At 62.1% G+C, this 15,089-nt stretch carries 14 protein-coding genes; 5 read left to right on the plus strand and 9 right to left on the minus strand.

The window, feature by feature from the left end:
• Position 1 precedes the first annotated feature (1 nt).
• From AC1Q67_RS14080 to AC1Q67_RS14090, 3 genes are all read right to left on the minus strand, one after another.
• On the minus strand, positions 2-1,240 hold the full coding sequence (locus AC1Q67_RS14080) for an aminotransferase-like domain-containing protein (RefSeq protein WP_492236029.1): 1,239 nt from the start codon (positions 1,238-1,240) through the stop codon (positions 2-4).
• 127 nt (positions 1,241-1,367) lie between these two features.
• A complete protein-coding gene (locus AC1Q67_RS14085) occupies positions 1,368-1,553 on the minus strand; it encodes a hypothetical protein (RefSeq protein WP_492238157.1) in 186 nt (61 codons plus the stop codon).
• Positions 1,543-1,935: a DUF4345 domain-containing protein gene (locus AC1Q67_RS14090; RefSeq protein ID WP_492236031.1), complete on the minus strand. Its 393-nt coding sequence runs from the start codon at positions 1,933-1,935 to the stop codon at positions 1,543-1,545. The genes AC1Q67_RS14085 and AC1Q67_RS14090 overlap by 11 nt, the downstream gene beginning before the upstream one ends.
• Positions 1,936-2,129: 194 nt before the next feature.
• Between AC1Q67_RS14090 and AC1Q67_RS14095 the strand changes: the two genes are divergently transcribed.
• The 4 genes from AC1Q67_RS14095 to AC1Q67_RS14110 all read left to right on the plus strand — a co-directional run bounded on the left by AC1Q67_RS14095 (position 2,130) and on the right by AC1Q67_RS14110 (position 7,132).
• On the plus strand, positions 2,130-3,239 hold the full coding sequence (locus AC1Q67_RS14095; protein ID WP_492236032.1) for an ATP-dependent DNA helicase: 1,110 nt from the start codon (positions 2,130-2,132) through the stop codon (positions 3,237-3,239).
• 148 nt (positions 3,240-3,387) lie between these two features.
• The gene (locus AC1Q67_RS14100; protein WP_492236033.1) at positions 3,388-5,073 is read left to right on the plus strand and encodes a glycosyltransferase family 39 protein; all 1,686 of its coding nucleotides are present in this window, start codon (positions 3,388-3,390) and stop codon (positions 5,071-5,073) included.
• 174 nt (positions 5,074-5,247) lie between these two features.
• A complete protein-coding gene (locus AC1Q67_RS14105) occupies positions 5,248-5,658 on the plus strand; it encodes a BA14K family protein (RefSeq protein WP_492236034.1) in 411 nt (136 codons plus the stop codon).
• A gap of 145 nt (positions 5,659-5,803) precedes the next feature.
• A complete protein-coding gene (locus AC1Q67_RS14110) occupies positions 5,804-7,132 on the plus strand; it encodes a serine hydrolase domain-containing protein (RefSeq protein WP_492236035.1) in 1,329 nt (442 codons plus the stop codon).
• Between the two features lie 245 nt (positions 7,133-7,377).
• On the opposite strand, the gene AC1Q67_RS14115 is transcribed toward AC1Q67_RS14110, so the two are convergent.
• The 3 genes from AC1Q67_RS14115 to AC1Q67_RS14125 form a co-directional block, all read right to left on the minus strand.
• Positions 7,378-7,581 (minus strand): hypothetical protein, encoded by a 204-nt coding sequence (locus AC1Q67_RS14115; protein WP_492236036.1) that lies wholly within the window; start codon positions 7,579-7,581, stop codon positions 7,378-7,380.
• A 157-nt stretch (positions 7,582-7,738) separates the two neighbouring features.
• Positions 7,739-9,118: a sensor domain-containing diguanylate cyclase gene (locus AC1Q67_RS14120; RefSeq protein WP_492236038.1), complete on the minus strand. Its 1,380-nt coding sequence runs from the start codon at positions 9,116-9,118 to the stop codon at positions 7,739-7,741.
• Between the two features lie 260 nt (positions 9,119-9,378).
• Positions 9,379-10,956 carry an outer membrane beta-barrel protein gene (locus tag AC1Q67_RS14125; protein WP_492236459.1) on the minus strand — a complete coding sequence of 526 codons (1,578 nt, stop codon included), beginning with the start codon at positions 10,954-10,956 and terminating at the stop codon, positions 9,379-9,381.
• A gap of 333 nt (positions 10,957-11,289) precedes the next feature.
• On the opposite strand from AC1Q67_RS14125, the gene AC1Q67_RS14130 reads away from it, so the two are divergent.
• Positions 11,290-12,303 carry a KpsF/GutQ family sugar-phosphate isomerase gene (locus tag AC1Q67_RS14130; protein WP_492236039.1) on the plus strand — a complete coding sequence of 338 codons (1,014 nt, stop codon included), beginning with the start codon at positions 11,290-11,292 and terminating at the stop codon, positions 12,301-12,303.
• A 99-nt stretch (positions 12,304-12,402) separates the two neighbouring features.
• Here AC1Q67_RS14130 and AC1Q67_RS14135 read toward each other — a convergent pair whose 3' ends face one another.
• The 3 genes from AC1Q67_RS14135 to hemH form a co-directional block, all read right to left on the minus strand.
• On the minus strand, positions 12,403-12,846 hold the full coding sequence (locus AC1Q67_RS14135) for an NfeD family protein (RefSeq protein ID WP_492236040.1): 444 nt from the start codon (positions 12,844-12,846) through the stop codon (positions 12,403-12,405).
• Between the two features lie 5 nt (positions 12,847-12,851).
• On the minus strand, positions 12,852-13,832 hold the full coding sequence (locus tag AC1Q67_RS14140) for an SPFH domain-containing protein (RefSeq protein WP_024575907.1): 981 nt from the start codon (positions 13,830-13,832) through the stop codon (positions 12,852-12,854).
• A gap of 185 nt (positions 13,833-14,017) precedes the next feature.
• Positions 14,018-15,055, minus strand: coding sequence for a ferrochelatase (gene hemH, locus AC1Q67_RS14145; RefSeq protein ID WP_492236042.1), 1,038 nt, complete (start codon positions 15,053-15,055; stop codon positions 14,018-14,020).
• Positions 15,056-15,089 lie beyond the last annotated feature (34 nt).

Below are 15,089 nucleotides of genomic sequence, written 5' to 3' on the forward strand. Positions count from 1 at the left end.
GCTAGCCTCTGTCCCGTTCCACGTTCGCGCTGCGGCTGGGCACGCCGAACTCCTTGCGGCAGACCTCGGCCAGCGCGGCAACGCCGTCGCGGATGTCCTGCACCGACGGACTGGCGAAACACAGCCGCAGCCGGCTTCTGCTGTGACCGGCATTGACCGACCACTCGGTGCCGGGATTGATCGCGATGCCCGACGCCAGCGCGGCCTGATAAAGCTTCATGGTATCAACGTTATCGGGCAGCTTGACCCAGAGAAAGATTCCGCCCGGCGGATCGTCGAACTCGGCAGCGGTGCCGAACTGCTCGGCCAGCGCCTCCATCATCGCTTCCAGCTTGACGCGCAGGCCCCGCGCCAGTTTCGGCACATGGTCGTTGAAATGCGCGGTGCAGAATTCCGCCAGCACCATCTGCTCCAGCGCGCCGGAGCCCGCGTCGGTCTTGATCGGCAGGATACGCGACAGCACTTCCCATGGCGCCACGATGTAGCCGACGCGCAGCGCAGGCGCGACCGACTTGGAAAACGACCCGATGTAAATGACTCCTCCAGCGTTGCTCATGGCGTACAGCGCAGGCGGACGCTGGCCGCTCCAGATCAGGTCAGCGTAGCAATCGTCCTCAAAGATCGGCACGCCATACTCTTCCGACAATTTGAGCAGCTCGGCGCGGCGCTGCTGGCTCATGATGGTGCCGGTGGGATTCTGCACCGTCGGGATGGTGTAGATGTATTTCGGCCGGATGCCTTTGCTCTTGAGGTCTGCGAGCGCGGATGCGACCGCATCAATCCGCATGCCGCCGTCATCGAGCGGAATGCCCACGATGTTGACGCCGCGCCGGACCAGCCGCGTGATCGATCCCTGGTAACACTCCTGCTCGATCAGCACAGTGTCGCCCGGCGATGTGAGAAGCGCGTTGACCAGATCGAGACCTTGCAGCGAGCCCGACGTGATGAGGATTTCATCGGCGGTGCAGGTAATGCCCGCATCGCGCTTCAGCTTGCCGACAAGGAATTCACGCAGCGGACGATAGCCGAGCGGGCCGCTGTTGAGACCGTAGGTGGCGAGCGTTGCGCCTTCCCGCGTCAGCACGGCCGTCGATGCCGCCAGCAGCCGGTCTACCGGCACCTGATCGGCGTCATTGTTGCCGCCGACGAAATTGTATCGGGGGAAGCCGTTCCATTTCGCCGCCGCAGGCGGCAGTCCCTTGGCCAGCAGCGGCGTGAAATCGAACGAACCTGAACTCATGACGGCGTCTCCCCGTTTGTTGTTGTTTTGCATGAGGGGCACCCTCATGGCCGGATTTGCACCGGTCATATGACGCCAACTTACAGAAACGATCCGCGATGAGGCAACCGGCATCGCCGACGCACGGTCAGGCGCGCGACGGCCGGTTGGAGCGCTCATAGATCACCGGCGGCGCAGGATCGTCACCCGCCGTCGAGCGGAGATAGAAATTGTAGGCGAACAGGCCCAACACGATCGCGACAAAGGCGACAACGAGTCCGACAAACACGCGCTTGAGGATTTTCACCATCGCTGGGCGGCTGTCAGTGTGCATCCAGAGTGGCGCGTTTGGCGACGTGCCGTTGCAGCAGCCACAGCAGCGGCGCGTAGATGAGTGTCATGAACATGCCGAACATCGTCCCGATGCTCGGAATACCGTGAAGCACCACCGAGTAGAGTTCCGCCAGACCACCCAGGACGATCATCAGCGTCAGAATCCCGAACCGTTCGCGGTAGCGCTCGACATGAGGGATCGAGGCCAGAAGCACGAGGCCCATTCCGGCCATCATGCCCGAGAGCAGCCTGAAGTAATTGTCGACGGTGATGGTGCCTACACCGTGCATGAACTGCACGCCGAGGATCACCCCGCACAGACCCAGCCCGAGCAACACCAGTGCGCTGAAAGCGGTGGCAATCTGAAGAAAAAGCCGTTCCATGGCGCACCGGGTTGATTGGGATTGTCAGGCCGAACCATATATGGGAAGCGGCTGCGATGGCGACGGATGTTTCGTCACGAAACGCCTTATTATTTATCATCATAAATGCCGCGAGTCAGGTATGCACCTAGGCCCCGCTTGCGGCAGCTTATCCGCTTGCGGTTCATCTTATTTGAAGTATCCAGCACATCACGATGACCTCCTTCACGCCGCATCAGGATCAGGCGCTTCGCGCCGTCGCCGACTGGCTCAAGGCCAGGCCGGGCAAGAACGGCACGCCGCCGGTGTTCCGGCTGTTCGGCTTTGCCGGCACCGGCAAGACCACCCTGGCGCGGCATATCGCCGACGGCGTCAACGGCAATGTGAAATACGCAGCGTTCACCGGGAAAGCCGCGCTGGTGATGCGCAACAAGGGTTGCGACAATGCCTCCACCATTCATTCGCTGATCTACCGCACCCGCGAATCCGGCGAGGAGCAGCCGAGCTTTGAATTGTGGGATGATGCGCCCGCCTCCAAGGCCAAGCTGATCGTGATCGACGAATGCTCGATGGTCGACGCAGAACTCGGCCGCGACCTGATGTCGTTCGATTGCCCGCTGCTGGTGCTGGGCGATCCGGCGCAGTTGCCGCCGATCCAGGGCGGCGGCTTTTTCACCGATGCCGAGCCGGACGCAATGCTGACCGAAGTTCACCGTCAGGCGCAGGACGACCCGATCGTGCGGATGTCGATGGCGGTCCGCGAAGGGCGTCAGCTCGACCTCGGCACCTTCGGCGAAAGCGAAGTGGTACGGCGCGACGCACTCGATCCGGATCGCGTGATGGCGGCGGATCAGGTTCTGGTCGGGCGCAACAACACCCGCCGTGCCTACAATATGCGCGTCCGTCAGAAACAAGGCATCGAGGATCCGTTGCCGGTGGCCGGCGACAAGCTGGTCTGCCTGCGCAACAACCGCAAGAAGGCGCTGTTCAACGGCGGGCTGTGGCGGGTGAAGTCGCGCACGCCGTCAAAGTCGAAAATCCTCACCATGCGGCTGTCGCCGGACGAGGAATTCGGCGCGAAGGTCACAAAGGTGTCGGTGCGGCAGGACTGTTTCAGCGGCGGCATCGAGGACATTCCATGGGAGCAGCGCCGGCCCTACGACGAGTTCGATTACGGCTATGTGCTGACCGTGCACAAATCCCAAGGCTCGCAGTGGAACGATGTTGTGCTGTTCGACGAAAGCTTCGCCTTCCAGGACAGCCGCGCCCGCTGGCTCTACACCGGCATCACCCGCGCCGCGAAACGGTTAACGGTGGTTGTCTGATACTTTTTGCCGACGCCGGTTTCCGCATCGCAAAACGCAATTTTCTTGAGCCGTCCTATCATTAGCACCTATGGTCAACCCCAAGCTGGCCGCAGATGCCGGCTTCGCCGTGGGGGCACGGCGCGCGCAGGCTGAGGACCGCAGGGGGATGACCGATTCCGTAAGTGGCGAGCTGGAAATCTCCGGCCGCAATCTCGCGGGTTCCGCCTCCGGCAACCTGCTGACGCGGTGCGTCCGCTGGCTCAGCCAGTGCAATCCCTACGATCTCGCCTCCTGCGTCTCGCTGGCCGCGCTTGTCGTCATCGCGCTGTGGACCTTCCAGGATTACGCGATCTCCAATGACGAGGGCGTCCAGCATCGCTACGGCGAACTGATCATCGCCTATTACAAGAGCGGCTTCACCGATCTGTCGCTGTTCAAGCTCGACAACCTTTATCTCTACGGCGGGCTGTTCGACATTCTCAGCCTTGGCCTGAGCTACATCATTCCCGTCGATCAGTACGAACTGCGTCACCTGTTGTGCGCGCTGATCGGGATTGGCGGAATCGGCGCCGCCGCTGCCACCGCGCGGCTGATCGCGAACCCGCGCGCCGCCTTCTTCACCATCGTGGTGCTGGCGCTGTGCGGATCGTGGTACGGCGCGATGTACAACCACACCAAGGGCATTCCGCTCGCCGCCTTCATGGCCGGTGCGCTGTATTTCCTGATCCGCGCCAGCCGAAACCTGCCGACACCGCGCATGCGCGATGTGATCGGGTTCGGCGTGATGACCGGCGCCGCGCTCGGCATCAGGTCGCTCAGCCTGCTGCTGATCGGATATCTCGCCCTCGCGGTCCTGATCAATCTGCCGCGTCCGGTGATCGGGCACTGGCATGAGCGCGCACGGTTCGCGATGCGCTCGGCACTGTGGTTCCTGCCGGCGCTGGTGATTGCATATCTCATCATGATCGCGGCATGGCCGTGGGCGGCGCTGTCGCCGCTTAATCCGGTGCGCGGACTGCTTTCATTCAGCGAGTTTCACTATCACATCCGCACGATCCTGTTCGGCAAGGTCTACGAGATGGCCGACGTGCCGCGCGCCTACGTGCCGACCTATATCGCGATCCGGCTGCCGCTGCTGACGCTCGGCGCAACGCTGCTCTCGCTGGTGCTGATCGCCCTGCCGGCGCGCCTTGGCGGCATCAGCGGCGTACCGCGCCGCGAACTTGGCCTGATCGCATTCGCCGCGATCTTCCCGGTGGCGTGTCAGGTCGTCGTCGAAGGACCCGCATTCGACGGCTGCCGCCATTTCCTGTTCGTGTTTCCGCCGATCGCAATTCTTGCTGGCGTCGGCCTCAGCGCCTCGATCGGCGCACTTGCGCGCCTGCATCGCAATGTCCTGATCGTCTGGCTCGCGGTTGTCGCCACCTGCTACACGTGGACGGCGGGCAAGCTCTATCACCTGCATCCCTACGAGTATCTCTATTACAACCAGCTTGTGGGCGGGCTCGAAGGCGCCTCCCGGCGCTTCGTCACCGATTACTGGGTCAACAGCATGCCGGAGGCTGTCGAGGAACTGCACGATTTCCTCGACCGCACCGAGCCCGCGACCGCTCAGACCAAACCGTATCGTGTCGCCGTCTGCGGCGAGCGTGTCTCTTATGAAGAATACGCGCGGCCCAATCTGCAATGGATCAAGATGTATGACTGGCGGCTGGCGGATTTCTACATTGCACCAACGCACATGAATTGCGACCGCATTCTGGCGGGGAAAGTGATCGCGAAGGTCGAACGCATGGGCGTGACCATCGGCGTGGTGAAAGACCGCCGCCGGATTCGCGAACAGGAAGAATAATCGCGTCCGCGCAGAGCACACGGACTTTTGTCCGGCAATCGCGGTTGAGGTGCAATGATACGGAACCTTTTGCTCCGCAAGGGGTTACCTTTGACATGCCCAGCGACACTCCGCCTCGCGACGTCGCATTTCAAACCTCCACCTCACCTCCTTACGCGCATTGAAGGAAAATACATGCGAACAACAAAACTTCTCGCAGCCGCACTTCTTGCCGGTTCAGCAGCCCTCGCCGCCGCGCAGCCCGCAACCGCGGCGCCGCTGATGAACAACACGATGCTGTCCGGCGCGGCCTCAGGCCACGTTGAGAACGTTCAGTACTATCCGATTCGCCGTGGCTACGGCCCGCGTTACGGCTACGGTCCCCGTTATGGCTATCGCGGCGGCTACTATCGGCGCGGCTACGGCAGCACGGCGGCAGGCGTCGGCATCGGCCTCGCCGCGGGTGCGATCATCGGCGGCGCCATTGCCTCGTCGCAGGCGCAGGCCCAGCAGAATGCGGCCTACTGCGCGCAGCGCTACCGCTCCTACGATCCCGCATCGGGCACCTATCTGAACAACGACGGCAACCGCTATCCCTGCCCGTAAGTTTTTCGTCCGAGCGATCACGACCAACCGCGAGACATTCGTCTCGCGGTTTTTTTGTTGCATAAACTCCTGCAATAGATGTGGTTTGCGATCGGGCGCTCGGTTAGGCTTCGCCGCCAACAAGAATAACTGCCGGGGAAACGCCATGACCATCTGCACGCATGCCGCACGATATGCCGCCGCCCTGCTCGCGCTCACGGGAGCAGGCACGCTGTCTTCGACGGCACTGAACGCGCAAACCGCCCAGCCGCTTCCGACGGCGGCGCAGACCGATCCAAAAACGCTCGGCCTGATGCAGGGCTTTCCGCCCCCGCCAGACAAGACCATCCGCTTCATCGATGGCTCGTCGTCACGTTTCCCGAACACACGCTGGTCGTTCAGTCACTTCCGCGAACTGGTGCCGACCGCCGCCGTCTCGCGCGGCGAAGGACCCGTCGTGCCGCTGCCGCGCGCCGAAAAGGATCTCGGCGCCGTCGCCATCACGACGATGGACGGCAAGGCGATCACCTTTAACGACGCGATGCAACTGACCTATACCGACGGCATCGTCGTGCTGCACAAGGGCAAGATCATCTATGAAAAATATTTCGGTGAAGGCAGCCCGCAACTGCCGCATATCGCCTTCTCGGTGACGAAGTCGTTCGTCGGCACGCTGGCGGCGGTGCTCGCGGCCAACGGCAAGCTCGATCCCGCGGCCCCCGTCACGAAGTATGTGCCCGAATTGAAGGACACGGCCTATGGCGATGCCACCGTGCGCCAGGTGATGGACATGACCATTGGCGTGAAGTTCTCGGAGAACTATTCCGATCCGAACGCCGAGGTGTTCGACTACGCCCGCGCCGGCGGCATGATGCCGATTGCGCCCGGTTATCAGGGGCCGCGCAGTTTCTACGACTTCCTCGTCAAGCTGAACAAGGAAGGCGAGCACGGACAGGCCTTCGCTTACAAGACGGCGAACGCCGAAGTTCTTGCCTGGATCGTCAAGCGTGCCTCCGGGCAGTCGCTGGCCGCACTGCTGTCCTCGGAGATCTGGTCGAAGCTCGGGGCGGAGCAGGACGGTTACTTCATGGTCGACAGCATCGGCACCGAATCCGGCGGCGGCGGCTACAACACCGCGCTGCGCGATCTCGCGCGCTTTGGCGAGATGATGCGCAACAAGGGCAAGTTCAACGGCCAGCAGGTCATTCCGGAAGCCGCCGTCGCCGACATCACCCAGGGCGGCAAGAAGGACGACTTTGCCAAGGCCGGTTACACGCTGCTGAAAGGCTGGTCCTATCGCGACATGTGGTGGATCACCCACAACGAGCATAACGCCTATACCGCGCGCGGTATCTACGGCCAGAGCATCTATGTCGATCCGACCGCGGAGATGGTGATCGCCCGCTACGCCTCGCACCCGATGGCAGCCAACGCCGCCAACGATCCGGTCTCGCTGCCGATGTACATGGCGCTGGCGAAGGAGCTGATGAAGTAGGCGCGTCTCGCGCGCACATGCGCGGTACCCGTATGCCAAATCAGACCTTGATGCGCGAGGCCTGACCAATTTTCGGTGTCGTCCCCGCGAAAGCGGGGACCCATAACCATCAAATGCCGAGATGATGGCGGGATGATCGCTCAGGCATCTCTCGCAAATGGAAAGCTCAGTGATTATGGCTCCCCGCTTTCGCGGGGACGACATCATAATCTTGGATAGCTCCCTCGTTGTCTGCCGGAGCCTTACTAAGCCACATCCCTACGCGGCATCGCGGTCACGGCGTGCGCAGACACCGCATCCAGCACCTGCCGTAACTCCTCCTCCAGATATTCATTGGCGATGATCAGCGCCTTGAGCGCGCCGCGCAGATCGCCGCCGCAGGTCGCGATCGCACTGTCGACGGCGCGATCGTAGCGCTCGATGTCGGTCTGTGTGGCCGGTGTGAACATGATGGCTCTCCGATGCTGGCAGAGATTCCGCCACACCGGACACATCGCCCGGCGAGTCGCGGTCTGATTTTATGTTCTCTATTTGTTCTTTGTCTGTTGAAACTGTCAAGAGCGCGGCCGGTTTACACACTGCTTGATTGAGCAAGGCCCAGGCGCGTCACGCAACGCGCGACAGGTGCCCTCGGGGCGCGGGCACGGACTGATTGCGCCCGCGCGACTTGGCCTCATAAAGCGCCTTATCTGCAGCCTCAATCAGATCCGCCGGCTGCAGCGATGCGCTCGGCACGAGACTGGTGACCCCGATGCTGACGGTGGTGGCCCATTTGTCGGCGGACAGCATTTCCACCTTGGTGCGGATACTTTCCCCGACGGCAAACGCCGCGTCCGTGGAAAGGCCCGGCAGCAACACCGCGAATTCCTCGCCGCCGTAGCGCGCAGCGCAATCCCCCGTACGCCGGACCGCGCCGGCGATGCTGGCCGCAATCCGGACCAGCACCTGATCGCCGGCCTGATGGCCGAACATGTCGTTGTAGGTCTTGAAGTGATCGGCATCGATCATGAGAAGTGCGAGCGGCTCCTGACGCCGCTGCGCCCGGGACCACTCCCGTTCGATGACCTGATTGAACTTGCGGCGGTTCCTGAGGCCGGTCAGCGCATCGGTGATCGCAAGTTCTGCCAGCCTGTCCTCGGCGCGCCCGCGCCGCTTGATTTCACGCACGAGGATCATCGTCGCACCGGCAACAAACGCAATCAGCGCCAGCATGATCCCGCCGACCCGCAGCGCCTGGCTGCGCCAGATGGCGAAGATGTCAGTCCAGGATTTGCCGACGATAACGATCAATGGATGGCTGCTGTCGCGCCACACATAGAGACGCTTGATCGGATCGATCGCGCCGGACCCTTCAAACGATCCGCTCTGTTCCACAAGGACGCGTTTGACACCGGGACTCTGGCTCAGGTCCCTGCCGATCACATCCAGATCGAATGGCGTCCTCATGATCACCACGCCATCCCGCCGGATCACGCTGATAACATCGTCCGCTGCAAGGCTGAGGCGCTCGAACAGGTCGTGGAAGTAGCTGAACCGCAAGGAGCCCACAACCACGCCGAGAAAGGCACCGTCCTTGCCTATGATCCGGCGGCTGAGAACGATTGCGTAAGCACCGCGATGCAGACCTGGCCGGCCGATGAACAGACCGGCGTTGGGATTGTCCCGGTGCACCGTAAAATAGTCCTCGTCGGCGCGATTTTCCGGCTTCGGATCGTAGGTCGCCGAATCGTGGATAAGTTTCCCCGCGGCGTCGAACACCTGGATGGCGCCAAAGTGTTTCGCGGTGGCCGCGTGGTCGAACAGAATAAGATTGAGCAACCGCTTGCTGACACCGGCAAGCTCCGGTTCGATCATGTTGCTCGCGACATTGCGGAGCGACAGATCGTAGAGTTCGATGTTGCGGCTGATGTCAGAATCGATCGTTGTGGCGAGGTTTTCCATGGACCGCAGCGCCAGCGCCTGTTCGCCGCGGCGCATGTCCAGCATGACGCTGCCGCAAACCGCGGAAAAGCCGGCGATCGTCGCAACCGAGCACAGTATCAGCAGCTTTGCCGATATCCGCCCCGGTCGGGTCGCCTGATCTTTTGGCCGTCGAAACCACATCGCACACTTGTCCCCAAGCGTGCCTGAATGCGCCCAATTCGTTGCGGCGGTCTTTAAATGATCGGTTTCATATCGTTCGGAGTTAACGACATATTTCCGGATTGGATACGATTGGACCGGGCAGTATGCGATGGCGCGTGTCGCTATCGCTGCACGCGGATACCGAGCATCACGACGGTCGCGGCGGAGCTTGCACCGTTAGCCGAACTGTTCAGCCAGTCGTGCCGCACCTGTCCCTTGATCTGGAACGTACGCGACAGCTTGTAGACCAGATCGCCTTCCACGAAGTAGCGCCGGTCGAAGCGCGTGCCATCGTAGTCCGACGTACCGGTGCCAACCTTGGCGGTGCCGATCAGCCAGCGGCGAAACGCGTGATCGACCTGGAGCGAGTAATCGCGGGAAATTACGCCGGAGACGCCAGGCAGCGTGGTCTCATCGATCGAGGATGTCGCATCGAAACGCACCGTGGTCAGCCCGGTCGCGGTCCAGATCAGCGATGCGCTGGTCAGCAGGCCCTTCATGTCGCTGAGGCGCGGATCCTGATAGCTGCGCCGTGAATAGCCGATGGCGGCTTCGCCGGTCAGCAGCCGCGAAAACTCGAATGATGTGCCGGCCTTCACGTAACCGCCGGTGGAATCGCGCTGATAGCCGGAGCGATCGGACTTCACGTCGTGAAGACGCGTGTCGGCGGAGAACTCGCCGAACGGCTTGAGGCCCGGCATCAGATCGTAGCTGACGCGCCCGAGTCCGCCGAACTGGTTGAAGTTGCGGTCGTCGTTGGTGAAGGTCGAGCCGTCGGTGAGCTTCGACTGCTGATAGATCGTTCGGTCCGCGAGGCCGGCGACCGAAACCGTCAACCGGTTGAAATCGTGTTCGACACCTGCGGTGCCGCCGATATTCGTGGCCAGCGGATATTGCGCAAGACCGGCCTGAATGTTCGGCGAGCCGGGATTGTCTGTGAAAACCCGCATGCGCAGTTCGGTATTGATGCGCGTATCGCGCGCCGCGTCGATGCGGCCCGCGACCTTGCCATTGAACGTCGGGGCGTCGATGTTGGTCGGCACCGGCGACGGGCCGGTGGCGAGCGGCGGAAACGTCGTGCCGTAACCGGTGAACGATCCGCGCAGATCGGCGATCAGCGAATGACGCTCCCAGTCGGACGCAATCAGCAGTTCAGGAGCGACCGTGTAGAACCCCGACCCCTTCGGCGTATTCATGCGGCCGGGATTGGTGTTGTAGCCGCCCCACAGTTCGACTGCGGCCTTGGTGAGAAACGTACCGGTGTGGAAGCCGACATTGGCGAACGGATCGTCATCGACCTTGAGGCGGCGGCGCTGCGGCTGGCCGGGAAACGTGCCGGCAACCGACTGCGAAACCGGCGCCGCGACCTTTGCAGCTTTCGGGGCGGCGGCCGGCGGATTGCCGGGACCGACAATCTTCGGCTTCGGTGCGCCGGGATAAAGTTTCTGTTTCTTGCGGGTGCGGTTGAGCGAGTCGAATCCGACGTCAGACGCGCCCGACGCAGGTGGAACACCGTAGGTCGGGATTGCGCCGATCCGCGACGGCGCCCTGACACTGGGCTTTGGCGCGCCGTCGTTGGCCCCGTTGTCGGCGGTCTTGCGAAGCAGCGACTTGTCCGGCGGCGCGAAACCGCCCTGCGCCGGGTTCATCATGTCAGGGGTCAGCGCCTGCGCCAAGGCCGTTGCAGGGTTCCACAGCATCAGCACGCAGCACGTCGGCAGCACGCGCCATCCAGACGCGCGCCAGCGACGATCCCACAACCGGACAGGTTGCTGCGAGCCCTGCACTTTTCACTCTTCTCCCGGCCCCGAAAGTCACTTGGGGCCGCGCCGGAAAACGAAACAACTTCAAGCAATTGCCGGCCAAAACGCCGCCGTCCGGCGTTGCTGAACGCCGTTAACAGAGTTAAAACAATTATGGTTAACGGAGCGTTGAGGGCGGCCCTGGCGCGTCGCCTCAGCAGCTTGAATGTGCTAGGAAATGTCCCGGATTGCGCGCGCGTCGCGCTGCCGTCCCTTCAACCGGAATCACGCATGGCCACTTCAAAACCGCGGACGGCGACCCCTTCCGCGACTCGCGCGGCATCTGCCGCCATCGAGTCCGCACTGCGCACCCTGGACGCCGAGGCGAGCGGCATCACCGCACTCGTGAACGCCCTGCAGTCGGATCTCGGAGCGGCTTTCGATGCCGCCATCGCGCGCGTCCGCGAGGCCAAGGGCCGTCTGATCGTGACGGGCCTCGGCAAATCCGGCCACATCGGCAAGAAAATGGCGGCGACCTTCGCCTCCACCGGCACGCCCTCATTCTTCGTCCATGCAGCAGAGGCCAGCCACGGCGATCTCGGCATGATTACGCCCGACGACGTCATCATGGCGCTGTCATGGTCCGGCGAAACCGCCGAACTGAAGAACCTCATCAACTATTCGCGCCGCTTCCGCATCGGACTGATCGCGGTCACATCGGAAGCGGATTCGACGCTGGGCGCGGCTGCCGACATCGTCCTGACGCTGCCGAAGGCACGGGAAGCCTGCCCGCACAATCTCGCCCCGACCACATCGTCGCTGATGCAACTCGCGCTTGGCGATGCGCTCGCCGTGGCGCTGCTGGAAAGCCGTGGCTTCACGGCGCTCGATTTCAGCGCGCTGCATCCCTCCGGCAAGCTCGGTGCCATGCTGAAATTCGTGCGTGACCTGATGCACAAGGCCGAAGCGGTGCCGGTGAAGCCGCTCGGCACCAAGATGTCCGAGGCGCTGGTGGAGATGACCTCCAAGGGCTTCGGCTGTGTCGGCATCGTCGATGCGCGCGGCGAGATCACAGGCATCGTCACCGACGGCGACTTGCGCCGTCACATGCGTCCTGACCTGATGACGGCCAGCGTCGACGAGGTAATGACGAGAAATCCGAAGACCATCAGCCCGGATCTGCTGGCCAGCGAGGCGCTGGAGATTCTCAACGCATCGAAGATCACCGCGCTGATCGTGACGGAGGGCAAGACGCCGGTCGGCATCGTGCACCTGCACGACATCCTGCGTGCAGGCGTCGCGTAACATCCCTTCCCATCATTGCGAGCGAAGCGAAGCAATCCATCTTGTGGATAAAACTGGATTACTTCACCGCCATGTTCCTCGCAATGACGGCAATTGAACCTAGGCTGCATCGACTTTCAGGCTTGCCCCATCGGCGCTGACGATCTTCACACGGCTGCCGGAAGGCGCATCCGGGCCCGAAACGCGCCAGACCGTATCGTCGATCCTCACCGTGCCGATGCCGTCCACGATCGGTTTTTCGAGCGTGAAGACGCGGCCGATCAGGCCTTCCGCGCGCCTGTTGAGAAACGGCTTGTCGGTCGGCCTGGCATTTCGTCCCGAGTAGTATCGCCACAGCGGCACCATCGCGATCGACAGCGCGGCAAACGCAATGACCTGCGCCTGCCACGACCACGCGATGCCAAATGACAGCAGCCCGACAATCAGGGCTGCGAGGCCGAGCCACAGCATGAACACGCCGGGCGCGAACGTCTCGATTGCCATCAGCACCACGCCGATGATCAGCCAGTTCCAGTTCCCGAGTTTCGACAGAAGCTCGACCATATCGATCAGGCCTTCGGATTGGTGTTCGGCACTGTCGGCGGGCGGCGGGCCGCCGCGGTGGCTGACGCTGCACTTTCGCCGAAGGTCGCCTTTGCGATCTCTCCGATGCCAGCAAGCGACCCGAGCATGCCGGTCGCTTCGATCGGCAGCATGATGATCTTCTGGTTCGGCGACTCCGCGAGCTGACCGAACGCCTTGATGTATTTGTCCGCGATGAAATAGTTGAGCGAAGCGACATCGCCGCTGGCGATGGCATTGCTGACCATCTCCGTTGCTTTCGCTTCGGCTTCCGCCGCGCGTTCGCGGGCCTCGGCATCACGGAATGCAGCCTCTCGGCGGCCTTCGGCCTGAAGAATCTGCGACTGCTTGGCACCTTCCGCGCGCAGGATTTCGGACTGGCGCTGACCCTCAGCCTGAAGAATGTCAGCGCGCTTGACGCGCTCGGCCTTCATTTGCCGGCCCATCGCCTCGACCAGATCGTGCGGCGGCACAATGTCCTTGATCTCGATGCGGTTGACCTTGACGCCCCACGGCGAAACGGCGGCATCGACCACGCGCAGCAGCCGCTCGTTGATTTCATCGCGATGCGACAGCACCTGATCGAGATCCATTGAACCCATCACCGAGCGGATGTTGGTCATGGTCAGCGTCACGATGGCCTGATTGAGATTGGATACCTCGTAGCTCGCCTTGGCAGCATCAAACACCTGATAGAAGGTGACGCCGTCCACCGTGACGGTCGCGTTGTCCTTGGTGATGACCTCCTGCTGCGGAATCTCGATCACCTGCTCCATCATGTTTACCTTGCGCCCGACGCGGTCGAAGTAGGGAATGATGATGTTGAGGCCAGGACCCAGCGTGCGCGTGTATTTGCCGAACCGTTCGATGGTCCAGTCGTAGCCCTGCGACACCGTTTTCACACCGGCAAACAGCGTGAAGATCACGAGCAGAACGAACGCGATCGCAAAAATATCGAAGCCGGACATTTAAAACTCCCTGCAATTAAACCCGAAGCGCAAGACCTGAGATGCGGGCAGCCTAGCACGGGCACGCGACAGCCGCTCCGTCGCTTGGTCGATTTAAGCGGGGATACGGTTCGAAAGAGAGGACAAGTCGCGCCTTGAAACGGGCGGGCCGGGCGATTAAATCGCGGCCGCTCGGATCCAGCCTCTTAAATCCAGCCTTGCAGCTCGCGCAGCACGATCTGGCGGATCACATCCATGCCCTCGTCGCTGTCGTTGAGGCAAGGAATGGCCGAGAATTCCTCGCCGCCGGCATGGCGGAAGATTTCGGCATTTTCCATCACGATCTCTTCAAGCGTTTCAATGCAATCGGCCGCGAAGCCCGGCGTTACAACGGCAATCCGCCGCACACCATCCTTCGCAAGCTGCTCGACAGTCTGGGCGGTATAGGGCTGCAGCCATTTCTCATAACCGAACCGCGACTGGAAGGTGAGCATTAGACTCTTCTCGTCGAGACCCATACGCGTGCGCAGCGCATTCACCGTCGCAACGCACTGCGCCTGATAGGGGTCGCCCTTGTCGATGTACGACTGTGGCATGCCGTGGAACGACGCCACGATGGTCTCAGGCTTGTAAGATAACGTCGCCAGATGACGCTCGATCGAGACCGCAAGGGCATCGATGTAACCCGGGTCGTCATAATATGGCGGCGTGAACCGCACCGTCGGCTGAGCACGCATGTCCTTGAGTGCGGCGGCAACCTTGTCCACCACCGTCGCCGACGTCGACGCAGAATATTGCGGATAGAGCGGCATCACCAGAATCCGGTCACAGCCCTGCGCCATCAGCGCATCGATCCGCGACTTGATCGACGGATTGCCGTAGCGCATGCCCCAGTCGACAACGACATGCTTCTGATCGGCGATCGACGCGGCCAGCTTCTCGGCCTGGGCGCGCGTAATGGTCTTGAGCGGAGACTCGTTTTTTTCGGTGTTCCAGATCTTCAGATAATCCTTGGCCTTCTTGGCCGGACGAATCTGCAACACAATGCCGTTGAGAATGATTTGCCAGATCAATCCGTTGTTCTCGATCACGCGCGGATCGGACAGGAACTCGCGCAGATAAACGCGGACACCCTTCGCATCGGCTGTGTCAGGTGTTCCGAGATTGACCAGCAGCACGCCGACGCGTGACAGCGCCGGTTGCGCGGCGGGCCGATGTGCATCGAGGGGAATGACGGCTGTCATGACGGGTCTGGCATCGCGCGTTGCAGAAATGTTG

Source organism: Afipia sp. GW823-FHT06G09 (assembly GCF_058794875.1).